Raw genomic sequence first — 21,345 nt, forward strand, 5'->3', positions numbered from 1 at the left:
ATCTATGTGCGGGCTTTACATTATTCGCAAACTAACCGGTTAGTCGACCAGCGCGTTTTCAGCTTTTTCTGTGACGAGGTCACGTTCTTTTGCTTTACGCTTTTTGAATTTCTCTGCAATTGAGCCGTCAACTTTATCACCAATTGATTTCTTGGCTTGAGCGAAGATTTCGTTTTCTTCTTCTTCCATGTGATGTTCATAATCATGGCGGAGTTTTTTGAACGTCGCGAGCCATGCGGGTGAACTCATATCTGTTTCATTGAGCTCTTGCATCAGGTCATCAAGCTCCTTGTGCTCGGCGACGGAATGGCGGGCTTCTGGTTGGCCGCTTTTTGTTTCCATCAATGGCGCGTAAAATGCCTCTTCCTCAGCTGCCGCATGGGCGCTGACATCTGTGAAAAATTCAGACCACGCGTCGCGGCGTGTTTGGCTATCACCTGATGTATCGCCGATCGTCTCTAAAAGCTCGCGATGTTTATCATGGTCGTTTTTGAGTGTTTTAAAAATATTTGTCATAGTTTTCTCCTTCGTTACCCAATCAACGGGAGGAGAAGCCATATGTTCCGAGATTGCTGCCGGGTATAGCAGCTTTCAATGCTAAAGACCGAGCGCCCAGCGCCGCGGTGGACAATAAAGTCCTTCGGATTTATCGCATTTTTTAAAGCTGAACATCATTAAATCAGCCCGCCCAATCAGGCGTTCTAATGGTACCATGCCAGGACCAGACGGTGCGCGACTATCCACGCTATTATCGCGGTTATCGCCCATCATAAAGACATGTCCTTCCGGCACTGTAAACGGACCAACATCATCCAAAGCATAGCTGTCAGATTGTTCGTAAATAACGTGGCTATCTTTTTGACCGGGCAGTATTTCATTATAAACATCAACGCCAACAACGCTGCCCGTATGTTGACGGTATAGGTAATTACTCACTGTTTCGCGTTCAATAATCGCACCGTTTAACTCCAGCCGTCCCGCTTTGATATTGATTGTGTCACCGGGCAGTCCGATGACGCGCTTAATCATGATCATATCTGTGCGCGGGTGACTAAAGACAACGACATCGCCGCGTTTGGGTGTGCGCGAGAATATTTTGCCTGATGGCACGGGTAGTTTTGACAGGCCAAAGGGCAGCGAATATTTGGAATAGCCATAGGCAAATTTTGACACATAAAGATGGTCGCCGACCTCTAATGTGGGCTGCATACTTTCACTGGGTATTTTATAATGGCCCCAGACCAGTGTGAAAAACACGGTAATAAAAGCAAAAAGACCAATAAGGAATTTCAGCTCCTCTATGATCCTGTCTTTTAAACTGGCTTTTGGCTCTGGGCCCGTCTGCTCATTGGGCGCCGGAACGTCGGTCTTGGATGTCATGCCTAATCTCCTAAAAGGGGCATGGCGCGGGGCGCGGCCTAAATCAAGTCTATATATCACCGCAGGGATGAAATTTGCGTCATATGCGCGCTCAAGGCGGTGGTTAATTGCAGGGTAATGACTTATATAGGCCTTATGTCGATATGCGCTAAAATCCGCCCCGCCGGGCCGAAAGCTTACCAAGAGGCATTGGATATTCTGCGCGCGGGCGGCCTTGTCGCCTTGCCCACGGAAACGGTCTACGGTTTGTCAGGTGATGCAAGTAATGATGATGCGGTTAGGCGGATTTATGCGGTAAAAGGTCGACCAGCCTATAACCCTTTAATTGCTCATGTCCTGTCGCCTGACGGTGCCCAAAGATTTGCCCATATCCCGCCATTGGGGCAGGCCTTGATAACCCGCTATTGGCCCGGGCCGCTCACCCTTGTGATGCCGCGTAAAGACAGCGCGCCGATCAGCGCTCATGCAGGTGCGGGGCTTGATACGATTGCGCTGCGCTGTCCGCAAACGCCGTGGGCGCGCAGCTTTATTGAGGCGGGGTTTGACGGCGCGTTGGTTATGCCGAGCGCTAATCGCTCTGGTCGTATCAGCCCTACAACAGCAGAGCATGTGGCGGATGATTTGGGCGACACGGTGGATATGATTATTGACGCTGGGCCGTGTCCGATTGGGGTCGAGTCGACTGTCGTGCAAATTAACGGCGATAGCGGTGTTATGCTACGTCCTGGCGGGATTAGCTTTGCGGAGTTGTCCGCCTTTGACGCGCGCATTACACGTCCACAAAGAGCGCAAGCCATCACGGCTCCGGGCATGTTAAAAAGCCATTATGCCCCTCGTGCCCGCGTACGGTTAAATGTCAAAACCCCAGAACCGGGTGAGCCGCATTTGGGTTTTGGTGCGTGTTTTACCGCACCGGGATTAAACTTGTCCAAGGGCGGTGATGTCAATGAGGCCGCGCGAAATCTCTTTGATTTTATGCGCCGCCTTGATACAAAATATAGCCTAGCCGTTGCGCCCATTCCAACGGACGGGATTGGCGCGGCAATTAATGACCGTCTGAAACGCGCAGCCGCGGAGCGAGATACATGAGCGATATCGATACAGGTCTAGCGCAGATTAAATCCGACTTTGACACGGGTGCATGGACTGTGGACCCTGACATTATCGCGCCGCATTTGACGGAATGGCGCGATAAATATTTTGGTAATACGCCGCTCATGCTGACCCCGCGCAATACGCAGGAGTTATCAGAGATGGTCAAAATCTGCGCCGGGCATAACATCGCCCTTGTCCCACAGGGCGGTAATACGGGCCTTGTCGGCGGGCAGACGCCCATGGGTGAAGTGCTGGTATCTCTTAAAAAAATGACAGCCATTCGCGACGTAAGCGTGACGAATAACGCCATGATCGTAGAGGCCGGCGCGACCCTGCAATCCGTCCAAGACGCCGCCAAAAACGCGGGCCGAAAGTTTCCCCTTTCGCTCGCCTCGGAAGGCAGTTGCACTGTGGGCGGCGTACTATCGACCAACGCGGGCGGCGTGCATGTGCTGAAATACGGCACGACCAAAGACCTTGTTTTCGGGGTCGAAGCGGTACTGGCGGACGGCTCTATTTACAAGGGGCTGACGGCGCTTCGTAAAGATAACACGGGCTATGACCTTAGCCGCTTGTTCCTTGGCGCGGAAGGTACGCTCGGCATTATCACGGCGGCGAGCCTCAAACTGTTTCCACAGCCCGGCCATGTGCAACGCGTAATGTGCGCGCTGAACTCACCGAGCGACGCGCTAAAACTGCTCGACGCCTCACGCTCAGGATCAAATTTGGCAATGTTTGAAGTCGTGCCCAAAATCGGCATGGACTTGGTCACAACCCATATCGAAGGACAGCGTTATCCATTTGATGCGCCGCATGATTGGTTTGCACTGATTGATTGGGAGGTGGCGACAGAAGAAGAGGGCGAAGCGATAGCCAGCCGTGTGCTAGAACGCGCTTTTGAAGACGGCATTATTAATGACGCCGTCATCGCGCAAAGCGAGACCCAAGCGGCGCAATTATTGGCGTTGCGTGAAAATGTATCTGCCGGACAGAAATATCTCGGCGGGTCGGTAAAGCAAGACATCACTGTGCCAATTGATACAATTCCAGAATTTTTCACCCGCGCGGATGCGGCCGTAGAGGCGATTGTGCCCGGATGCCGCCCCGTAGGATTTGGCCATTTTGGTGACGGGAATATTCATTACAATATCGGCGCGCCGGAAGGGGTAGACCGTGAGACGTTTTTAGCGCAATGGGACGCAATATCCCACGCCGTCTTTGATATTGTTGATGATCTCGGCGGGTCGATATCGGCAGAGCACGGTATTGGCGTGATGAAGCGCGGTGATCTGGCGGAGCGCGCTGACCCTGTCAAAATGTCTCTTTTACAGGGGGTGAAAAATACGCTAGATCCCCATCGTATCATGAATCCACGCGTACTGGTCTAAGGTGGTCTTAGCCGACGTTATGAGACGGAGACGAACATGCTGACACTTCTTTCCCCTGCAAAAAAACTAAATTTTGATCCGGCCGAGACGACGCTCTCGCCGACTAAGCCAGTGCTGCAATCCGACGTGATAGAGATCGCGAAGGTCGCGAAAAAACAAAGCGCGGATGACCTAAAGCGCCTGATGCATATCTCTGATAATCTGGCCGAATTAAATGCGGAGCGTTTCAAGACGTTTAATCTGGACGGGCAGAGCAATAGCGCCAAACAGGCAGGCCTTGCCTTTGACGGCGATGTCTATTGGGGGCTGGCCGCCAACTCTATGTCCGATGACACGCTGTCTTATGCGCAGGATCATTTGCGGATTTTATCAGGGCTTTACGGTGTGCTGCGCCCGCTTGATGCGATACAGCCTTATCGTTTGGAAATGGGCACAAAGATTGAAAATCCGCGTGGCAAATCACTTTATGATTTTTGGGGCACAAAAATTGCCGATCAATTAAACGCAGATATGCAAGGTCATAAAGACCACACAATTGTCAATTTGGCATCTAATGAATATTTCAAAGCCGTGGCTAAAAAATCAATCGACAGCCCGGTTCTTTCTGCCAAGTTTCTTAATGTGAAAGACGGTCAAGCCCGCGCCTTGATGTATTATGCGAAATATGGACGTGGCCTGATGGCGCGTTGGATTATGGATAATCGCGTCGAGCGCGCGGATGATCTGAAAGATTTCGATCTGGATGGTTATAGTTTTGATAAAGCCGCAAGCTCAGACTCTGAGCTTGTCTTTACCCGTCCACAACCGCCGAAGAAATAGTCCCGCACCGTGTCGCGTTATGCACCATTTGTAAAACCGCGACCCAACCCGCAAAGTGGGGCCGAATGGCCGTGGCAGTTTTCCCTGCGCGATTGGCGGCAGATTTTTACACGTGTGTTTAAAGAGATCGGCAATGACAATGTTGGCGTCGTTGCGGCGGGTGTCGCGTTTTTCAGCTTGCTCGCCGTCTTTCCGCTCATCACGGCGTGTTTGTCCATTTACGGATATTTCGCTGACCCCGCTGACGCGCAAGCGATGCTGTCAAAGGTCAGTGCAGTTCTGCCGCGTGACGCATGGGTTTTGTTGAACGACCAAATTACAACCGTTGTGAACCAACCCAATGCTAAGCTTGGCGTTGGTATCGCTGTCGGTCTTCTTATCGCGCTTTACAGTGCGGGGGCGGGCATACGCGCAATCATGCGGGCGATGAATATTGCTTACGGTGAGGTCGAGAGCCGCGGCTTTGCCAAATTTTACGCCCTTGCGGGGACGATGACATTGTCCATGGTTTTGTTTGTTTGGGTGGCCTTGGCGGTCATTATCGGCGTGCCAGCCTTGCTGACCCTTCTTAAATTAGAAGGTATAGCGAGGCTCGCGACACGGGCAATGCCGTGGATGTTGCTGGTCGGTCTCTTTGGCTTTGCCTCTGGCATACTCTACCGCTTTGGGCCGTCGCGCAGACCCGCCAAAAAGCGCTGGGTTTATCCGGGAATTATTTTTACAACACTGAGCTGGCTGCTTATCTCGGCGGGGTTTTCGTTCTTTGTTTCCCGCTTCGGGAGCTATAACGCGACCTACGGCAGTTTAAGCGCTGTGATTGTCCTGTTGATGTGGTTTTGGCTAACCGCCTTCATTGTCATTATTGGCGCCGAAATTAATGCCGAAATGGAGCGCCAAACCCATGTTGATACAACGCGCGGTCCGGACCGACCCGTCGGTAAGCGCGGTGCGGTGGTCGCAGATTTTGATGCGGGTCACCCCAAAGCCGACCCTGCGGACACGGCCGTTTCCAAAGGTCAAAGACCCAGCTAGAGGTTTACTTAAACGCAGCTGGGATAATTAATTCTGGCCCTTCCGCGCGGCCGGAGTTAACAGCCGTGTCGACCGCGTAATAATCCAAATCATCCCCCCCCATATGCTGCTCTACAATTTTGGCGGCGGGTTTGTCCCAATCGAGCCAATCGTCCCACCTGTGCTGCGGTAGGCGCACAGGCATACGGTGATGCAGGTGTTTAATATCGCCTGTCGCGGCGGTGGTCAGTATGGTACACGACAAAAGCGTAATGCCCTCGCTGACAATCCATTGATCCCATAATCCTGCAAAGGCTGTGAACCCGTTGCTGCCCTGAGAGTTATGGGTGGTGTGAATATAATAGGGTGTTTTGGGTTTTTCCACGCCTTCCCATTCATACCATCCACTGGCGGGTATTAACGCGCGGCGGCGGCGAAAAGGGGTGCGAAAACTGGCAAGCTCATGCGCCGTTTCTAGCCGCGCATTAAACAGAGGGCGACCTTCGGGCGGACCCTTTTTCCAATGCGGATGCAGTCCCCAGCGCATGGGCACGATTTTTCGCTGCCTTTGACCGTCAAAGGCAATGACAGGCACAACGGACGCAGGCGCGATATTATAATGCGGATCCCAATCCCATAGCGGATTACCCTTGCGGCCCAGCGTGCTTGTTTTGGCCCCAAAATAGGCCGCAATTTCGGCCTGATTGCCCGCTAATGAATATCGTCCGCACATGATTTTTCCTATCATGTGTGGCCGCATAAGGGTAGGGGGAGCTATGGTTGACCTTACAGAAAAAGACCCGGTCGATTGTGTCGGTGTGATTTGTTTTCGCGGGGATGATGTGCTGTTGATAAAGCGGGGCACGGCACCACGCAAAGGGGAATGGTCTCTTCCGGGTGGGCGTATCGAGGCAGGCGAGAGCGAGCGCGAAGCGGCGCTGCGCGAGTTGATGGAAGAAACATCTGTGACAGCGACTTTGGGTGCAAAGGTTGCAGTGATTGACGCAAAATTTGAAGGCTTTCATTACCGCCTGCATGATTACGTGTCGATTTGGACCGCGGGTGAGCCTCGGGCGGGTGATGATGCAGCGCGGGCCGAATTTGTCCCGCCAGAACGGCTTGATGCATTAGGCATGTGGCCCAAAACCCGCGAGGTGATTGAGACGGCACGGGCAGTGTTAGGTGACGCTGATAAAAGTGGTTTAAATGAGCGGTCAAAAGCGTAATATCGGCATATGAAACGTTTTATCTTTCTCATAACATTGGTGGCAGTCAGTTTACCCGCTTTTGCCCAAGACGCGCAGACCACGCGGGAGCAAGAACGCGCCGCTGCTGCCGCGGCTGAGGCTGCGCGAGAGGCGGCAGAGAAACGCGTTGAAGCTGATATGCTTAAAATGAACAACCTTGTGGAAGCTTTGTCTAAAAATCTTGGGCAACTGCATTATCTGCGCACACTGTGTTTTGGTGATGATGACCAGCTGTGGCGTGAAAAAACCGCCGAGATGATGGACGTTGAAGTGGGTGATGATGTCGCTCGCCGTCGGGATATTATACGCGCCTTTAACGCCGGCTATAACCAAGAACGAGATCGTTTTTCAACGTGTTCTAACGCTGTTAGTTTGGACGCGGCGGCGTTATCTGAAAATGCGCGTAATATCGCGACTATGCTCGGCGACCCGTTTCGCGAACAATAGGAAATATTATGCTTCGACCCATCCCCTTATTGCTGGCCACGCTCGCGCTGACCGCCTGTATGAAAGTTAGTAAAAATATCAAAGCAGCATCACCGCTGCCATCGCTAGTTGGGTCTGAATGGGCGCCAGAACAGAGTGGTGATGTCGAACAATTTGTTGGGTTTAAATCGGGCGGTGAGATTATAGGGCATGGCGGCTGTAACCGCTTTTTCGGGACTTATGAACAAACTGGCGATACGTTGACCATTGGGCCTTTGGCCTCAACGAAAATGGCATGTCCGCATCTTGGCGCAGAGAGCGCCTTTTTGGGTGCGTTGCAAGATGCGCGGTCGGTCGAGGCGACGCATTTAAAGTTGCTTTTGAAAAATGAGGCGGGTGAGACCCTGCTAACATTGCGCCGACGGGATTGGGACTAACTCCATAAAGTGATTATTGACGGGTCGATAAAGACTCGACTTACGCCGTGATATCCGTAAACCTCGGCGCTGTAATGACGGTAATTGACCCCCATAACCCTAGCCTCGCGCGTGATGTTGATACCATCATCCTTGTGCGGCACGGAAAGCCCGCATTGTCACGAAAAGTGCGTCTGACATGGCAGGGCTACCGCGATTGGTGGGGCCAATATGATTTGGGCGGATTGAAGTCTGAGCAGAAAATTCCCAAGAAAGTCAGAAGGGTCGCCAAGACGGCAGACATTGTTATTTCTAGCCCGCTGCCCCGTGCTGTTGAAAGTGCAGAGCTTTTGACAGGTAAGGCCCCCGATAAAATTATACCGGAATTAGTCGAGGCGGCTTTGCCGTCACCGCATCTGGGGCCATTGAAATTTCGTCCCAAAACGTGGGGGACATGGTCGCGTATTGTTTGGTATGTCGGCTATGCTGGCGGCATGGAAAATCACCGCGATGCGCGCAAACGTGTGGAAGGCGTATGTGACGCTCTGGCGGATGAAGCGCAAGGCGGCAAAATTGTGCTGGTCACGGCACACGGCTGGATTAACCGCATGATCAAAGGGTCGCTGATGAAGCGCGGCTGGAAATGCGTGCATCAAAATGGCGATCTGCATTGGAGTTTTCGAACTTTAACGCGTAAAACAAAGACATAGATTCGCGACAGCATTAGACATAACAGAGAACATTATGGCCGATAATATTAAAGATATGAGTTTTGAAACCGCGCTAGAAGAGCTTGAAGGCATTGTCTCTAAGCTAGAGCGCGGTGACGCCCCGCTCGAAGAAAGCATCACGATTTATCAACGCGGTGCGGCCCTAAAAGCGCATTGCGAAGGCAAGCTAAAAGACGCGCAGTTAAAGGTCGAAAAAATTGTGCTGGACGGCAATGGTAATGCCAAAACAGCGCCGCTTGATTAGCGGTAATCTTGAGCTCACCCGTGACCTTTAAAGACAGCCTTGCCAAGACAGCGCAGCATTTGGAAACAGTGCTGGACGATGTTCTGCCAAAACCTATTGGGCATCAGGCTGTGGTAGCAGAGGCTATGCGTTATGCTGCCATGGGCGGGGGCAAGCGGTTGCGGCCCTTCCTGCTTGTCCAGACAGCTCAATTATTTGGCGCAGATGACGCGGGAATTTGGCGGGCGGCGGCGGCGCTGGAATGTTTACACGTCTACTCCCTCGTCCATGATGATTTGCCCTGTATGGATGATGACGACATGCGCCGGGGTAAGCCGACTGTTCACAAAACCTACGACGAAGCGATTGCGACGCTGGCGGGCGACGCGCTGCTGACGCTGTCTTTTGAGCTTATGGCGAGTAGCAGCGAGGATAGCGCACGCGCGCTGTCGATGGTCAAAGCGCTCGCTGTCGCTGGCGGTGTTAACGGCATGATCGGCGGGCAGGTGATTGATATCACAGTGTCAGAGGACGCGCGGGACGAAGCCCTCATTACAGAGCTGCAAAATCTTAAAACTGGGGCGTTGATTGAATTTGGCTGTCACGCGGGGGCTGTGCTGGCCGGGGCCAGCGGTGATGATGTTGCGCGTGTGCGGCGCTATGCCCGGGATATGGGGCTGGCTTTTCAAATAAAAGATGACATTCTGGACGTCGAAGGCGATGCGGATTTGGTCGGCAAAGCGGTCGGCAAAGACGCAGACCTTGGAAAGGCCACATTCGTGTCAATCTTAGGTCTAGAACCTGCGCGAGAGATGGCAGCAGAACTAGGCGAGCGCGCAAAATCGCATCTGGCCCCATTTGGAAAAGATGCAGATATTTTGTGCGCGACAGTGGATTTTGTGCTAAACCGCACACATTAATTGGGGAATAGGCGGGCGACGTAAGATCCGCGAAAAAGAAAGACGTGACTATGGTTCATACGCCGCTGCTTGATACCGTTAAAACACCGGATGATATGAAAGATTTGTCGCGGGAGCAGTTAAAGCAACTGGCCGACGAATTACGCACGGAAGTCATTGACGCGGTCTCTGTCACGGGTGGGCATCTGGGCGCAGGGCTGGGCGTTGTCGAACTGACCGTTGCCATTCATCACCTGTTTAATACCCCATCTGACAAATTGATTTGGGACGTGGGGCATCAATGTTACCCGCACAAAGTCCTGACAGGACGGCGTGACCGAATCCGTACTATTCGCCAAGGCGGCGGTCTGTCGGGTTTTACCAAACGCGCAGAATCTGACTATGATCCGTTTGGCGCGGCGCATAGCTCGACCTCTATTTCAGCGGGTATGGGTTTTGCGACCGCACGCGATTTAGACGGGCGTGAGGGTCACGTGATTTCCGTGATTGGTGATGGCTCTATTACGGCTGGCATGGCCTATGAGGCGATGAATAATGCGGGCGCCACCGATAGTCGCCAGATTGTTATTTTAAATGACAATGACATGTCGATTGCCCCGCCCGTTGGCGCGATGAGCAACCTTTTGGCCCGCACAGTCAGCAGCGGCGGATATCAGCGCATTCGTGGTATGGCCAAATCTATTGTGAAAGACGCCCCGCGCCCGATTAAATCGACCGCCAAAAAAGGCGAAGAATATACACGCGGCATGTTTACTGGCGGCACGTGGTTTGAAGAGCTTGGCTTCTTTTACGTTGGTCCTGTTGACGGGCACGACCTCGACGCGCTTATCCCTGTGCTCGAAAATGTCAAAAATATGAAAGACGGCCCTGTGCTCGTGCATGTGGTGACGCAAAAGGGCAAAGGCTATGCGCCTGCGGAGAACTCGGCTGATAAATATCACGGGGTTAGCAAGTTCAACGTCGTCACAGGCGTACAAAGCAAATCCACGCCTAACGCGCCGAGCTATACCAATGTCTTTGCTGATGCCCTGATTAAAGAGGCGCAGAAAGACGATAAAATTGTCGGTATCACGGCGGCGATGCCGGGCGGTACGGGCATGAAAGCCTTTGGGGAAGCTTTTCCAAAACGTATGTTTGATGTCGGCATTGCCGAACAACATGCGGTGACATTTGCAGGAGGCCTCGCAGCGGATGGGTACAAGCCGTTTTGCGCGATTTACTCGACGTTTTTGCAACGCGGTTATGACCAACTTGTGCATGATATTGCGCTGCAAAATCTGCCTGTGCGCTTTGCGATGGACCGCGCGGGCCTTGTCGGCGCGGACGGCCCGACCCATGCGGGTGCGTTTGATATCGCCTATATGGCGTGCTTGCCCAATATGATGTTGATGGCGGCGGCGGATGAAGCGGAACTGACCCATATGGTGGCCACCGCTGTAGCTTATAACGAAGGGCCATGCGGGTTCCGCTATCCACGCGGCGAGGGCACAGGTGTTGCCATCCCAGAGATCGGACAGGTGCTAGAGATTGGCAAAGGCCGCATCATCCGCGAAGGCTCGCGTATTGCGCTTTTGTCTTACGGGACGCGCCTCGGTGAATGTATTACCGCCGCAGAACAACTAGAGACGTTAGGGCTATCGACCACAGTCGCCGACGCCCGCTTTGCCAAACCGCTCGATAGCGCGCTGATTAAAAGGCTCGCGGATGAACATGAAGTTCTGATCACGATTGAGGAAGGTGCGGTTGGCGGTTTTGGCGCGATGGTGCTACACGATCTTGCAGCGGCTGGCCGTTTGGATAGCGGGCTTAAAATCCGCACGATGACGCTGCCCGATATCTATATCGACCAAGACACGCCGCATAAAATGTATCAACAAGCAGGGCTAGATGCGGACGCGATTGTCGCCAAAGTCTTCCAAGTGCTCGGTCGTCACCAAGTGGACACAGCGAATTTGGCGTAAGGCTCAGCTGATTTTTATTCTGTTTATTAACTTCAAAAAATCGCTATTATCTTGGGCACCCTTCCACATATTCGCAAACCTACAAACCAATTGGATGTTATTGGTGAAGTACCCCTCATTGCTATCTATTCTGTCTGCGGATGGATAAAAGTCAGTATTACCGGATTTAAGCATTTTTAATCCTGTTAATTTGCATAGATAATTTTGTTCAACAAGCTTTTGGTTTATGATTTCAATCAGCTCTTTTTCGGACAAATTTGTCTTCTTTAACTTTGATGTTACGCTCTTTTTTTTGCCGGATGTTTTAATAGTACGAATAATGGTTTTAGCGAGTTTAGTGCTGTGGTTTTCCCATGACGCGTCTTCATCGACTGGCACAACTTCTATATCGTCTGTAGATACCCAAAATTTTCTTCTCCTAGGATGAAGACTAGGCTTAATACTGTTTTTATCACAAAAAATCCCGAACGAAGTTTCCATTCCTGAATATAAAATCGATATTGGTTCAACAACATGTGCAATTTTAGATAGCCGTTTGTCTGTTAATTTTCCATCTCTTTTGCCTGACGAAACTGCATTAGTATGACTAATAATTGTGTTTTTTTTATAGCCAACAAATCTACTTGGAGCGAATATCCATTCATTGCCCAATCTATATGCAAAAAAGTTTCGACCATTTGCAATTAGACTTTTCGCTTTCTTTTGATTGTCTTCTTCTTCAATTGCACCGTATAGCAGTTTTGTGTTCTTTTCGGCTTGCTTAACTGTCTTAATTAATTTGGTCATGTGGCTATCTTCTGTGTTACATAATTATTACTAAGTTTTTACAACTTAAGAAGGTATAGATATGCGGCTTGATCAATATCTCGTCAAGCGCGGGCTTTTTGAAAGTCGTAACCGCGCCCAAGAAGCAATTAAATTGGGTTACGTGAAAGTTGCAGGAGAACGCATCACTAAGGCGGGATTTAAAGTATCAGACGGCGCAGAGGTCACGGCCAAATCACTGCACCCTTATGTCTCGCGCGGTGGGTTGAAACTGGCCCATGCCCTACGCGAATTCAACGTCGATGTGCGAGGAAAGGTCTGCCTTGATGTCGGGGCGAGCACGGGCGGCTTTACCGATGTGCTTATCCAAAATGGGGCGCGTCATGTTTATGCCGTCGATGTGGGACATGGCCAGTTGCACCGCCGTTTGCAGGGCCGCGATGATGTCACCTCTCTGGAGGGTACGGACGCGCGCGGGCTTACCGCTGATATGTTTGCTGCTCGTCCAACCATGATTGTGTGTGACGCCAGCTTCATATCCCTGACCAAAGTGCTGGGTGCGGCGCTCGCCATTCCAGCCACTGGCGCGCAATTAATGGCTCTGGTCAAACCCCAATTTGAAGTCGGCAAAGCGGGTATCGGCAAAGGCGGGATTGTGAAATCCGAAACTGATGCCCTTATGGCGCTTTCTGACATTTCCGCCTGGATACAATCCCAAGGCTGGCACGTATCCGCCACCACGGACAGCCCCATCAAAGGCGGCTCAGGCAATCACGAATATTTACTTCACGCAGTGAAGCAATAAAAAACCCGCCATTACAGCGGGCTCTCTATTCATTTTGTGACTAGTGACGGCGGCGGTGGTGACCGCGGCGATATCCACGGTTGTTACCGCCTCTGTAGCTGCGGTTTCTAAAACCGCTATTGATATTAATGCTAACGCGGGGTTGGCTGTAATATCCGCCTGAATAAAGCGGTTGGCTGTAATAGGTCGGCGCATAATAGCTGCCCTGATAAACGGGTTGGCTATATACGGGTTGGCGGTACACAGGTTGGCCATAAACGGGCTGACTATAAACAGGTCGAGCGTAAACGGGTTGGCTGTAACCGCCGCCGTAATAGCCTGTGTTTTGATTGTAATAACCCCGGTTATAGCCGCGATTATTATTGCCGTCGCCTGCAATCGCTGCGCCGGCGACACCGCCGATTACGGCTCCAAGGACGGAGCCTTCGGTGCGCGCGCCATTGCCTGCGACTTGACTGCCCAGAACGCCGCCTGCGATAGCGCCTATTACGCCGCCGACCAGCTGCTGGTCGCCATTACTATTGCTGTGGCGATGTTGGTAGCCCGTGTCATGAGCGCTGGCCGTGACGGGTACAGCGGCCATGGTGATTGCTGCGGCACTGATGAAAGCGATTTTGAATTTCATGTCATCCTCCAAGGATAGGGTTGCGAATTTGCAGCGCCCGTCCCTTGGCACTTGCGCTATTATGGCAGAAAAACCGTTGCCATGCAAAATAACATCACAGTGATAATTGGCTACCTAAACATGAGTCATGAAAAACCCCGCAACAGAGGCCTCTGCGCGGGGTGTTATAATCAGCTCATGCGGGTGTTAGTGATGACCGCAATTTGGTACAATTTCTGCGCCTTGGGCCGTGTAGCGTTTCGGGCTATCGGCATAACAATAGGTCTTGCCAGGATACTGTCCTGTATAAAACCCTGATCCTGTAGACGGGTCGGTAATGTGCACGGTGTTACCGCTGTGGTGGCCAGCTGATGTGTGGGCGTTATGACCCAAAAGCGCAGCGCGGCTAGGCGCTGTTTGGAACTGCGGCGCAGATTGCAGCCGCTGCATCGTGGGTGCGGTAAGCGTGTAAGGCTCGCTGATGGTATAGCGCGTTGATGTCTGAACTGGCGCGGGCATTACAATGCGCTGCGCGCGGGCGACAGGCATATGCTCGACCCGTGTAAGGCCGCGATGAATATCAGGGCGTTGTAGCGGCGGGCCTGCCAAGCGCACATTGGGCGCGGCAACATTGATATTTTGCGTGAAGTGTACTTGCTGCGGCTGTATTTGCGGTGCGCGCATCACGGGCGCCTGATAGCTCACATTTGGGATGACTTGGCTCGTTATAAATTGTCCTGACGGCACAAATTGCGGGCCAGAAAACTGTGGTGCAAACTGTGGTGCAAATTGCGGTGCGCCAAATTGTGGGCCGTATGCGGCAGGGGCATAGCCACCGTTATAGCCTTGCCCACCCAAATTTTGACCGCCGAAGGTCTGATATCCGGGCCGCATGTTACTTTGGTTGCTGCGCGCGTTGGCTATGCCGTAGCCAGCCAAACCGCCCAACACAGCGCCAATGGCTGTGCCTTCTTGGCGATTGCCAGACCCCGCAAGGTTAGAACCAATCGCGCCGCCAAGGCCTGCGCCAATACCAGTGCCCAGTAGATTATTACCGCTAAAGCCTGGATTAAAGCGGCCCGCATAGGGATTGCCCGCATAACGGCTGCGTGAATTACCGTAAGCCGCACCTGCAAGACCGCCAAGCACCGCGCCAATGGCTGTACCCTCGTCGCGTACACCTGCGCCCGCCAAGTTAGAGCCAATGGCACCACCAAGTCCGGCGCCAATTGAGCCGCCAAGCAAGGTGTTATTATCAAATCCGCCAAAGAGTTGAGCATTGGCTGTTGCTGGCAGAGCTGTCAGTGCTGCTGTGCTGATTAAAAGCGTTATTAGTTTCATCATAGCCTCCCAGGGCGTTTGCAAAAGGGCAGTTGTGTGCCCCATATTGAATATCGTCAGGGCAAGATGCAAATCTTGGGCCAATTGTGTTGGCCTTATATAAAAACCCGGCCCTCACGAAATGAGAGCCGGGGCAGGGGTTGGATGCGCCCTCGATAGAGGGGCTGTCGCGAGGCCAACAGTCTAGCGGTAGCCTTTTTTGATTTGCTTGCGACGGTTCTTAAGGTCACGAAGCTCACGCCCGACCTGCTCGATACGGCGGTCTGTGTAACGGCTGCCGTTATAACGGGCGTCACGGCGTAACCGGTCTAACTCGCGGCGTGTTTCGCTAATACGAAAATCGATGCGGTCAAGACGGTTGTCGCGGCGGTCATATCCACGATCGTAAATCCGGTCATGGCCTCCATAATAGCCACGGTCATAAGTCCGTGTGTTGTGACCACGCGTGCCATGTGGGTGACGAACGGTGACAACCGATCCTGTTGTATATTCACCTGTACGGTAGGTCGGCGCAGGGACATAACCCCGGTCATAAGTCACCGTGCGGGGACGCACCACGCCAGTTTCGCGGCGACAATTGCGTTTGTCATCACCAATGCCCGCGCCTGCGGCCGCACCGAGCGCCGCGCCAAGGACAGAGCCTTCTGTGCGGGCCCCATTGCCAGAGACCTGGCTACCGACGACACCGCCGACAACGGCACCAATAAGGCCGCCAATGACTTGGTTATCTTTATCGGCAGATTTACAGGCGTTATATGATTCACCAGCGTGATAGCTTTGCGCTTGTGCGGTCATAGGGACGGCCATTGCGGCCAGTCCAGCTACGGCCGAGACAGTCAGCGCAGCAAATGTGTGAGTGTGTGTTTTAGACGTTTGTTTCGTCATGGTCTGCTCCTGTTACTATCAAAACGGGGAATGCCGCTTCGTTAAGTAAGATGTAGCAAATCAGGACTGAACGCTCTCTGAGCCGTGAATTAATTTTCAGTTCATAAACGGTGTGGGCTTATTTACCCTTTGGCTTTTACACGAGCCTTCGGCGTCTTTGCGCTCACCCCATGGGTCGTCAGGAACGCTGCAATTTCGTCAAAAGCGTGATGGGACTCTGATAGTTTATCATCAAAAATATGCCAGACATGACACATGTCGCGCCAGCTTTGCACGGACACGTCACTGCCGTATTCACGCGCTTTGGTCGCGTAACGCAGATTATCATCAAATAGCATTTCGGACGCGCTGACTTGCAGCAGTGTCGGCGGTAGGCCCGCAAGGTCGCCCATAATCGGGGACAAGTCAGGATGGGCAGGTTTCACGCCTGCCATTTTCCAAATCGCCAAACGGTAAAGTGTGACAGGTATTTTCAGGATGGGCGCCAGCATAGGCTGCAACATAATATCAGTTGCCAGATTGGCCTTCAGTGACGGGCTTTGTGCGGTGGCATCAGTATGGGCCGATAGGCCAACAATCGCGTCTGGTGTGCGAATAGCGCTATCGGCACTCGCCCAGCGTGACACGACGAGGGATAAGTTCCCACCTGCGCTGTCGCCCATAACGGCAATGGTTTTAGCCGCCGCTTCCCCGTCTGGCCCATTGGCGAGCGTCCAAAGGTAAGCGTCTTTACAATCCTGCACACCCGATAATCGTTTGTTTTCAGGAATGAGGCGGTAATTAATTGCAAAGACAGCACAGCCCGTGCGCTTGGCCAGATTATAGGTAATGGCGCGGTGGCTTTTGGCGCTCCCCACGGCATAGGCACCGCCGTGGACGTATAATATCCGCCGCGCTGGGTCCGTGCCGTCTATCGTCGTCCATTCACCGCTAAGTTCGTAACTGTCGCTCGCGGTGAGGGTTGCGGGTGTGCGGGTGCAGTCAAAGCTGCGTTGGCTTGCAATAGATTCAAACCGCTCCCGCTTGGCCCGTAGGCTCGCGGCTTCTCCGCCTTGCTTGGCTGGGGCGACGAAATTATCTTGTAAAAACTGCACAACATCTGGCCAGCCGCCTGAATTGGGGGCGTCAAAGGTTACCGTGTGCGGGGCGTCATAGCGCGCTAAGTTTTCGCCGCGTAATCCAAACACCATAATACGCTCCATTCAAATCATACATGACAAGGTGATATGCACATTGTTGCATATTCCTATCGCATAGTGTCACGCCGCTGTCACGGGCGAAGGGGAATTGCGAGCGATATTTTGATAGGGCACGGTCTGATATCAGTTGACGCTTCGCCACCATACCCCTAAATCGCCCCACCAAGCCGTGCCCAGATGGCGGAATTGGTAGACGCGCTAGCTTCAGGTGCTAGTGTCCGTATGGACGTGGAGGTTCGAGTCCTCTTCTGGGCACCATTTTGGTTTCGCTTCGCGAAAATTTTTGGTGCGGGGCATCAAAAACAAAAATGGTGCGGTGAGCATAAGCGAACCGACACGATGTCTCCGAAACACATAAAAAACGCCTTATTTTATCAGTTTAGCTATGGCGCTTTTTGCTTTAAAATTTTTTCCGGAAACCAAATCGGATTAGTGCCGAGCGCTTTGTGCAAGGACATGTGCGGGGCATCAAAAATAAAAATGGTGCGGTGAGTAATAGCGAGCTGACCGAGACCTCACGCTCCTGTCCCCATCCAGCCCTAACCCCCTAATGCCGCCAGAAAGGCTTGTAGCTTGCCCATAGCGGGGAAGCTGTTGTCTTTAATGCGTGTCATGACCGCAATTTTATCTGTGTCTTCTGGCGCAATGGAGGCGACCATATCGGAAAAGCCGTCCAGGCGGTTGCCCCGCAACCACTTGCGCAGGGCTTTGTCCTGGCCCCAATTATATTGGTTCATCATAAAGGCGGCGGTAAAGCGCAGATAGTCAGTGTCGTGATTGGGCAGGGGCACAACACCGCAGAGGCGGTTCTTTTCAGTTTCATCGTCATAGGTGGCCTCAATATGGGCAATAAAGGCGGCCGAGAAGACGGGCTGATAAGAGCGCACCATTTGCGGCGTGATAACATGGCCGTCAAAAATAGGTTTGATTTCCATATTGCTGATTGCGCGCGCGGAGCAATCGACATGCACAGTGTTGGCTGTGGTCGCTATGGTGCCGTGCTCCAACGTGATTACGCGCTCTGTAATGGAGCTTACCCGACCCAAGCGAATGATGTTATGCTTTACGCGGCGCAGGGCTGCCAGTTCGGCTTGAGAAATGGTGGCCCCGTGAAACATTTGGGGCCGTACATCGGTATCAATACGCACAAAATATCCGCAGGCTTCTAAGCGGTCAAACATGTCAGGGACACTTTCAGCTTGCGCGATGGACTCCATCTGTGCGGCTTGGGCTTCCATCGTTTGGTGGAAAAATGACGGGTCAGGTTGGGTGTTGGCGCGGTCAAGCAGCCAAGCATCGCGCGGCATAATCCAGCGAATATCATCGGGCGACACATCATTTTGCAGTAGCCATAATACGGCATCAATGCCTGTCTTGCCTGTCCCAATGACAACAAATCCGTCTGGCGGTGTGTCTATAGTCGGTAAGTCATTGAGCGGCATAAACCGCACATCAGGGGCCACATCAAAATTCGGTGTATGGGTCGACGGCACAGTTGTTTTCAAATGGGTCGCATCGACCATTTTTGTTACTGTGGCGTGATGGGTCTGGCCACTGACTGTGTTGATAAAATGACCGTCGCCTTGATAATCACACATCGGGAAATATTGCACGCGTCCGCTAGGGATAAATTGTTCGCGCATCACCGCATCAAAATAGGCGCTGATCTCCGCCCCAGTGGCAAGCTCTGATAGCCCCTTATTTAGCCCGTCAGTTTCCAAACGCCCTGTGCCTAATTCCCTTGAGCTGACCCCGTAATAGGCAGACGGTTGGTGCAGCGTCACAAAAGGATAGGCGACATTCCAATGCCCGCCGGGTTTGGCAAAGCGGTCAACGATGATCATCGTTGCATCTGTTTCAGTTAAAAGAACATCGGCAAAAGCCATGCCGACGGCCCCAGACCCAACAATCAAATAATCAGCCGTATGTTTCATTCTTGTGGTCTCCCCACCGCGCATTGTCTGTCAACGCAATGCAGATGGCAAGGCTGATTAATGTTGGTTTTCTTGGAACGATTGGCGCGCGCATCCATTAATTAAACATAGACAAGCCAACGCGGACTATCCCTTCGGATTTTAACCAGCGGGCCATAACCACAGGAGAAATTTTATGTCCAATGACAACATTAAAGTTCTAAATAAAATCACCAAAAAGCTGATTGATACGCAGTATGGGTACAGCAAGGGTGCAGAAATCATTGAAGATGATCACGCGCTGAAAACAGAGTTATCACGCCGCGCCAATGCCCGTTCAAACTTCGTATCAGACTTCCAGTCAACCGTACGTATGATGGGTCAAGAGCCCGAAACAGACGGCACAATGACAGGCCGAATCCATGAAGGCTTTACAAAGTTCAGCGCTCTATTCCGTGATGATAAGAAAGCTGCCCTATCGGCAATTGATGACGCCGAAGAAATGCTAGCCGATGAGGTGAAAGATGCGATGGATGATAAAGATATCACACCGCAAGTGCGTCAAAAGCTTATGCAGGTCTACACCGCCGCCAAAGAAGGCGAGCGCTTTGCAGACCGTCTGGAAGACGCCGCATAAAGATAAACTCATAGTCGCTTAACACTATGACAGTAGCCGACCACCCATTCATTTGGGTTGGTCGGTTTTTTATAGGTGAAGCCGTTTTCTGCGGGGATTGACTATCCCACTTGACCACGGTGGCGTAATTTGTGGTCCGCTAAGACCAGTGCCATCATGGCTTCCGCGACGGGCACGCCGCGGATACCAACGCAGGGGTCGTGGCGGCCTTTGGTGCGCACATCAATTTCATGACCGTCCGCATCAATGGATGGGACAGGGGTGAGCATGGAGGATGTCGGTTTAATCGCGAGCCGCACGACAATGTCATCACCATTGCTAATCCCGCCGAGAATGCCGCCGGCGTGATTGGACTGGAACTCTGGCGCGCCGTTTTTCATGCGAATGGCGTCTGCGTTCTGCGGCCCCGTATAGCCGCCTGTTGCCATGCCGTCGCCAATCTCAACCGCTTTGGCGGCGTTGATGCTCATCATGGCAGACGCCAAATCAGCGTCGAGTTTGCCGTAAACAGGTGCCCCCCAACCAGCAGGAACGCCAGACGCGCGCACTTCCAGGATCGCCCCGACAGAGCTACCGTCTTTGCGAATGGAGTCTAAATATTCTTCCCACGCTTTCGCCGCCACAGGGTCAGGGCACCAGAACGGATTGTCGCGCACCGTGCTCCAATCGGCGCGCGCGCGGTCAATTGTCTCCGTGCCGATTTGTACTACGCCGCCTGTGATTTTTATGCTGTCGCCTAGCACTTTGCGCGCCACAGCCGCCGCGGCCACACGGCTTGCCGTTTCGCGGGCCGAGCTGCGTCCGCCGCCGCGGTAATCGCGGATGCCGTATTTGGCGTCATAGGTGAAATCGGCATGGCCGGGACGGTAACGCGTTTTAATCTCTGAATAGTCTTTGGACCGCTGGTCGGTGTTTTCAATCATGAGGCTGATGGGAGTGCCTGTGGTCTTGCCTTCAAACACGCCAGATAGGATTTTAACTGCGTCTGGCTCTTTGCGCTGGGTCACGAAGCGCGATGTGCCGGGTTTACGCTCATCAAGAAAGCGCTGAATGAAAGCTTCATTTATGTCAATATTAGGGGGGCAACCATCGACGACACAGCCAATCGCTGGGCCGTGGCTTTCGCCCCATGTGGTGAAGCGAAATAAATGTCCAAAGCTGTTATGGCTCATAGTGGCGTCCTTAATTAGCCCGTGTTTAGCGGGGTAGGGCGCTTATGACTAGGCTAAAAGGGTTGGTTTTGACGGGCTAGACTGCGTGAACCTAAACTGCGCGAGCCTAAACTGCGCGAGAGCGCGCTGGCACGCGGTAGGCTTGCGGTGCTGGTGGGATAAGGGTCTCGAAAGCTGTCTTAGCCGCTAAAAACGCGCGCACATCCCCATAGGGGCTATCGGGGTGGAAAAACTTGGCTTTTTTGCGCCATGCCGCGCGGACTTCGGCCTCGCGCGCACTCATTGACAATCCCAAAGTCATTAAAGCATCTTGTCGTGTCATGAAACAATCCTAAATCAGTTGGGTTGCGCCCCCAATTCTTTCTTCTTTATGCGGCTGTAACTTAGCGCTTAACTTGACGCTATTA

24 protein-coding genes and 1 tRNA gene are annotated in these 21,345 nt (G+C 52.6%); 14 read left to right on the plus strand and 11 right to left on the minus strand.

From position 1 onward, the window contains the following. Window positions 1–39 precede the first annotated feature (39 nt). Window positions 40–516 carry a hemerythrin domain-containing protein gene (locus AB6B37_RS03305; RefSeq protein WP_371397483.1) on the minus strand — a complete coding sequence of 159 codons (477 nt, stop codon included), beginning with the start codon at window positions 514–516 and terminating at the stop codon, window positions 40–42. Between the two features lie 81 nt (window positions 517–597). Continuing rightward, window positions 598–1,380 (minus strand): signal peptidase I, encoded by a 783-nt coding sequence (gene lepB, locus AB6B37_RS03310; RefSeq protein ID WP_371397484.1) that lies wholly within the window; start codon window positions 1,378–1,380, stop codon window positions 598–600. A gap of 117 nt (window positions 1,381–1,497) precedes the next feature. Between lepB and AB6B37_RS03315 the strand changes: the two genes are divergently transcribed. Genes AB6B37_RS03315 through AB6B37_RS03330 form a run of 4 tightly spaced genes read left to right on the plus strand, consistent with a single transcriptional unit; the run spans window position 1,498 to window position 5,714 of the window. After that, a complete protein-coding gene (locus tag AB6B37_RS03315) occupies window positions 1,498–2,469 on the plus strand; it encodes an L-threonylcarbamoyladenylate synthase (protein ID WP_371397485.1) in 972 nt (323 codons plus the stop codon). After that, window positions 2,466–3,863, plus strand: coding sequence for an FAD-binding oxidoreductase (locus AB6B37_RS03320; protein ID WP_371397486.1), 1,398 nt, complete (start codon window positions 2,466–2,468; stop codon window positions 3,861–3,863). The genes AB6B37_RS03315 and AB6B37_RS03320 overlap by 4 nt, the downstream gene beginning before the upstream one ends. Before the next feature lie 36 nt (window positions 3,864–3,899). After that, window positions 3,900–4,682, plus strand: a complete 783-nt coding sequence (gene yaaA / locus AB6B37_RS03325; RefSeq protein WP_371397487.1) for a peroxide stress protein YaaA — start codon at window positions 3,900–3,902, stop codon at window positions 4,680–4,682. 9 nt (window positions 4,683–4,691) lie between these two features. Next, window positions 4,692–5,714, plus strand: coding sequence for a YihY/virulence factor BrkB family protein (locus AB6B37_RS03330; protein ID WP_371397488.1), 1,023 nt, complete (start codon window positions 4,692–4,694; stop codon window positions 5,712–5,714). A 4-nt stretch (window positions 5,715–5,718) separates the two neighbouring features. Here AB6B37_RS03330 and AB6B37_RS03335 read toward each other — a convergent pair whose 3' ends face one another. After that, window positions 5,719–6,441 carry an SOS response-associated peptidase gene (locus AB6B37_RS03335; RefSeq protein ID WP_371397489.1) on the minus strand — a complete coding sequence of 241 codons (723 nt, stop codon included), beginning with the start codon at window positions 6,439–6,441 and terminating at the stop codon, window positions 5,719–5,721. Window positions 6,442–6,469: 28 nt separating this feature from the next. Between AB6B37_RS03335 and AB6B37_RS03340 the strand changes: the two genes are divergently transcribed. The 7 genes from AB6B37_RS03340 (at window position 6,470) to dxs (ending at window position 11,617) form a co-directional block, all read left to right on the plus strand. Then, a complete protein-coding gene (locus tag AB6B37_RS03340) occupies window positions 6,470–6,919 on the plus strand; it encodes an NUDIX hydrolase (RefSeq protein WP_371397490.1) in 450 nt (149 codons plus the stop codon). A gap of 9 nt (window positions 6,920–6,928) precedes the next feature. Continuing rightward, window positions 6,929–7,387, plus strand: a complete 459-nt coding sequence (locus tag AB6B37_RS03345) for a TIGR02301 family protein (RefSeq protein WP_371397491.1) — start codon at window positions 6,929–6,931, stop codon at window positions 7,385–7,387. 8 nt (window positions 7,388–7,395) lie between these two features. Then, the gene (locus tag AB6B37_RS03350) at window positions 7,396–7,803 is read left to right on the plus strand and encodes an META domain-containing protein (RefSeq protein WP_371397492.1); all 408 of its coding nucleotides are present in this window, start codon (window positions 7,396–7,398) and stop codon (window positions 7,801–7,803) included. Between the two features lie 74 nt (window positions 7,804–7,877). Continuing rightward, window positions 7,878–8,492: a histidine phosphatase family protein gene (locus AB6B37_RS03355; protein WP_371397493.1), complete on the plus strand. Its 615-nt coding sequence runs from the start codon at window positions 7,878–7,880 to the stop codon at window positions 8,490–8,492. A 34-nt stretch (window positions 8,493–8,526) separates the two neighbouring features. After that, window positions 8,527–8,757, plus strand: coding sequence for an exodeoxyribonuclease VII small subunit (locus tag AB6B37_RS03360; RefSeq protein ID WP_371397494.1), 231 nt, complete (start codon window positions 8,527–8,529; stop codon window positions 8,755–8,757). A gap of 8 nt (window positions 8,758–8,765) precedes the next feature. Beyond that, window positions 8,766–9,656, plus strand: a complete 891-nt coding sequence (locus tag AB6B37_RS03365) for a polyprenyl synthetase family protein (RefSeq protein ID WP_371397495.1) — start codon at window positions 8,766–8,768, stop codon at window positions 9,654–9,656. 50 nt (window positions 9,657–9,706) lie between these two features. Continuing rightward, window positions 9,707–11,617 carry a 1-deoxy-D-xylulose-5-phosphate synthase gene (gene dxs / locus AB6B37_RS03370; protein ID WP_371397496.1) on the plus strand — a complete coding sequence of 637 codons (1,911 nt, stop codon included), beginning with the start codon at window positions 9,707–9,709 and terminating at the stop codon, window positions 11,615–11,617. Window positions 11,618–11,620: 3 nt separating this feature from the next. Here the strand turns inward: dxs and AB6B37_RS03375 are convergent, their stop codons facing one another. Beyond that, entirely contained in the window at window positions 11,621–12,403 is a 783-nt protein-coding gene (locus tag AB6B37_RS03375) for a hypothetical protein (protein WP_371397497.1), read from the minus strand. A gap of 61 nt (window positions 12,404–12,464) precedes the next feature. Between AB6B37_RS03375 and AB6B37_RS03380 the strand changes: the two genes are divergently transcribed. Continuing rightward, window positions 12,465–13,187 carry a TlyA family RNA methyltransferase gene (locus tag AB6B37_RS03380; RefSeq protein ID WP_371397498.1) on the plus strand — a complete coding sequence of 241 codons (723 nt, stop codon included), beginning with the start codon at window positions 12,465–12,467 and terminating at the stop codon, window positions 13,185–13,187. Between the two features lie 40 nt (window positions 13,188–13,227). On the opposite strand, the gene AB6B37_RS03385 is transcribed toward AB6B37_RS03380, so the two are convergent. From AB6B37_RS03385 to AB6B37_RS03400, 4 genes are all read right to left on the minus strand, one after another. Continuing rightward, window positions 13,228–13,812: a glycine zipper 2TM domain-containing protein gene (locus AB6B37_RS03385; protein ID WP_371397499.1), complete on the minus strand. Its 585-nt coding sequence runs from the start codon at window positions 13,810–13,812 to the stop codon at window positions 13,228–13,230. Window positions 13,813–13,998: 186 nt separating this feature from the next. Further along, window positions 13,999–15,135 carry a glycine zipper 2TM domain-containing protein gene (locus AB6B37_RS03390; protein WP_371397500.1) on the minus strand — a complete coding sequence of 379 codons (1,137 nt, stop codon included), beginning with the start codon at window positions 15,133–15,135 and terminating at the stop codon, window positions 13,999–14,001. A 180-nt stretch (window positions 15,136–15,315) separates the two neighbouring features. Then, the gene (locus tag AB6B37_RS03395) at window positions 15,316–16,017 is read right to left on the minus strand and encodes a glycine zipper 2TM domain-containing protein (protein WP_371397501.1); all 702 of its coding nucleotides are present in this window, start codon (window positions 16,015–16,017) and stop codon (window positions 15,316–15,318) included. 122 nt (window positions 16,018–16,139) lie between these two features. Further along, window positions 16,140–17,207: an alpha/beta hydrolase gene (locus tag AB6B37_RS03400; RefSeq protein ID WP_371397502.1), complete on the minus strand. Its 1,068-nt coding sequence runs from the start codon at window positions 17,205–17,207 to the stop codon at window positions 16,140–16,142. Window positions 17,208–17,387: 180 nt separating this feature from the next. Here AB6B37_RS03400 and AB6B37_RS03405 point away from each other — a divergent pair. Then, window positions 17,388–17,474 (plus strand) — tRNA-Leu (locus AB6B37_RS03405). A 281-nt stretch (window positions 17,475–17,755) separates the two neighbouring features. On the opposite strand, the gene AB6B37_RS03410 is transcribed toward AB6B37_RS03405, so the two are convergent. Next, window positions 17,756–19,150, minus strand: coding sequence for an NAD(P)/FAD-dependent oxidoreductase (locus AB6B37_RS03410; RefSeq protein ID WP_371397503.1), 1,395 nt, complete (start codon window positions 19,148–19,150; stop codon window positions 17,756–17,758). Between the two features lie 175 nt (window positions 19,151–19,325). Here AB6B37_RS03410 and AB6B37_RS03415 point away from each other — a divergent pair, with 175 nt between their 5' ends. After that, a complete protein-coding gene (locus AB6B37_RS03415; protein ID WP_371397504.1) occupies window positions 19,326–19,766 on the plus strand; it encodes a PA2169 family four-helix-bundle protein in 441 nt (146 codons plus the stop codon). A 101-nt stretch (window positions 19,767–19,867) separates the two neighbouring features. Here AB6B37_RS03415 and aroC read toward each other — a convergent pair whose 3' ends face one another. Both aroC and AB6B37_RS03425 read right to left on the minus strand, forming a co-directional pair. After that, complete coding sequence (gene aroC, locus AB6B37_RS03420; RefSeq protein WP_371397505.1) at window positions 19,868–20,938, minus strand: chorismate synthase; 1,071 nt, start codon at window positions 20,936–20,938, stop codon at window positions 19,868–19,870. Between the two features lie 106 nt (window positions 20,939–21,044). Continuing rightward, window positions 21,045–21,260, minus strand: a complete 216-nt coding sequence (locus AB6B37_RS03425; RefSeq protein ID WP_371397506.1) for a hypothetical protein — start codon at window positions 21,258–21,260, stop codon at window positions 21,045–21,047. Window positions 21,261–21,345: the final 85 nt, after the last annotated feature.

The organism is Fretibacter rubidus (assembly GCF_041429785.1).
Taxonomy (GTDB): Bacteria; Pseudomonadota; Alphaproteobacteria; order Caulobacterales; family Maricaulaceae; genus Fretibacter; species Fretibacter rubidus.

Coding starts and splice junctions, on each gene's coding strand:
- AB6B37_RS03305 (WP_371397483.1), bottom strand. CDS start 516: ATGACAAATATTTTTAAAACACTCAAAAACGACCATGATAAACATCGC.
- lepB (WP_371397484.1), bottom strand. CDS start 1,380: ATGACATCCAAGACCGACGTTCCGGCGCCCAATGAGCAGACGGGCCCA.
- AB6B37_RS03315 (WP_371397485.1), top strand. CDS start 1,498: ATGACTTATATAGGCCTTATGTCGATATGCGCTAAAATCCGCCCCGCC.
- AB6B37_RS03320 (WP_371397486.1), top strand. CDS start 2,466: ATGAGCGATATCGATACAGGTCTAGCGCAGATTAAATCCGACTTTGAC.
- yaaA (WP_371397487.1), top strand. CDS start 3,900: ATGCTGACACTTCTTTCCCCTGCAAAAAAACTAAATTTTGATCCGGCC.
- AB6B37_RS03335 (WP_371397489.1), bottom strand. CDS start 6,441: ATGATAGGAAAAATCATGTGCGGACGATATTCATTAGCGGGCAATCAG.
- AB6B37_RS03340 (WP_371397490.1), top strand. CDS start 6,470: ATGGTTGACCTTACAGAAAAAGACCCGGTCGATTGTGTCGGTGTGATT.
- AB6B37_RS03345 (WP_371397491.1), top strand. CDS start 6,929: ATGAAACGTTTTATCTTTCTCATAACATTGGTGGCAGTCAGTTTACCC.
- AB6B37_RS03350 (WP_371397492.1), top strand. CDS start 7,396: ATGCTTCGACCCATCCCCTTATTGCTGGCCACGCTCGCGCTGACCGCC.
- AB6B37_RS03355 (WP_371397493.1), top strand. CDS start 7,878: ATGACGGTAATTGACCCCCATAACCCTAGCCTCGCGCGTGATGTTGAT.
- AB6B37_RS03360 (WP_371397494.1), top strand. CDS start 8,527: ATGGCCGATAATATTAAAGATATGAGTTTTGAAACCGCGCTAGAAGAG.
- dxs (WP_371397496.1), top strand. CDS start 9,707: ATGGTTCATACGCCGCTGCTTGATACCGTTAAAACACCGGATGATATG.
- AB6B37_RS03375 (WP_371397497.1), bottom strand. CDS start 12,403: ATGACCAAATTAATTAAGACAGTTAAGCAAGCCGAAAAGAACACAAAA.
- AB6B37_RS03380 (WP_371397498.1), top strand. CDS start 12,465: ATGCGGCTTGATCAATATCTCGTCAAGCGCGGGCTTTTTGAAAGTCGT.
- AB6B37_RS03385 (WP_371397499.1), bottom strand. CDS start 13,812: ATGAAATTCAAAATCGCTTTCATCAGTGCCGCAGCAATCACCATGGCC.
- AB6B37_RS03390 (WP_371397500.1), bottom strand. CDS start 15,135: ATGATGAAACTAATAACGCTTTTAATCAGCACAGCAGCACTGACAGCT.
- AB6B37_RS03395 (WP_371397501.1), bottom strand. CDS start 16,017: ATGACGAAACAAACGTCTAAAACACACACTCACACATTTGCTGCGCTG.
- AB6B37_RS03400 (WP_371397502.1), bottom strand. CDS start 17,207: ATGGTGTTTGGATTACGCGGCGAAAACTTAGCGCGCTATGACGCCCCG.
- AB6B37_RS03410 (WP_371397503.1), bottom strand. CDS start 19,150: ATGAAACATACGGCTGATTATTTGATTGTTGGGTCTGGGGCCGTCGGC.
- AB6B37_RS03415 (WP_371397504.1), top strand. CDS start 19,326: ATGTCCAATGACAACATTAAAGTTCTAAATAAAATCACCAAAAAGCTG.
- aroC (WP_371397505.1), bottom strand. CDS start 20,938: ATGAGCCATAACAGCTTTGGACATTTATTTCGCTTCACCACATGGGGC.
- AB6B37_RS03425 (WP_371397506.1), bottom strand. CDS start 21,260: ATGACACGACAAGATGCTTTAATGACTTTGGGATTGTCAATGAGTGCG.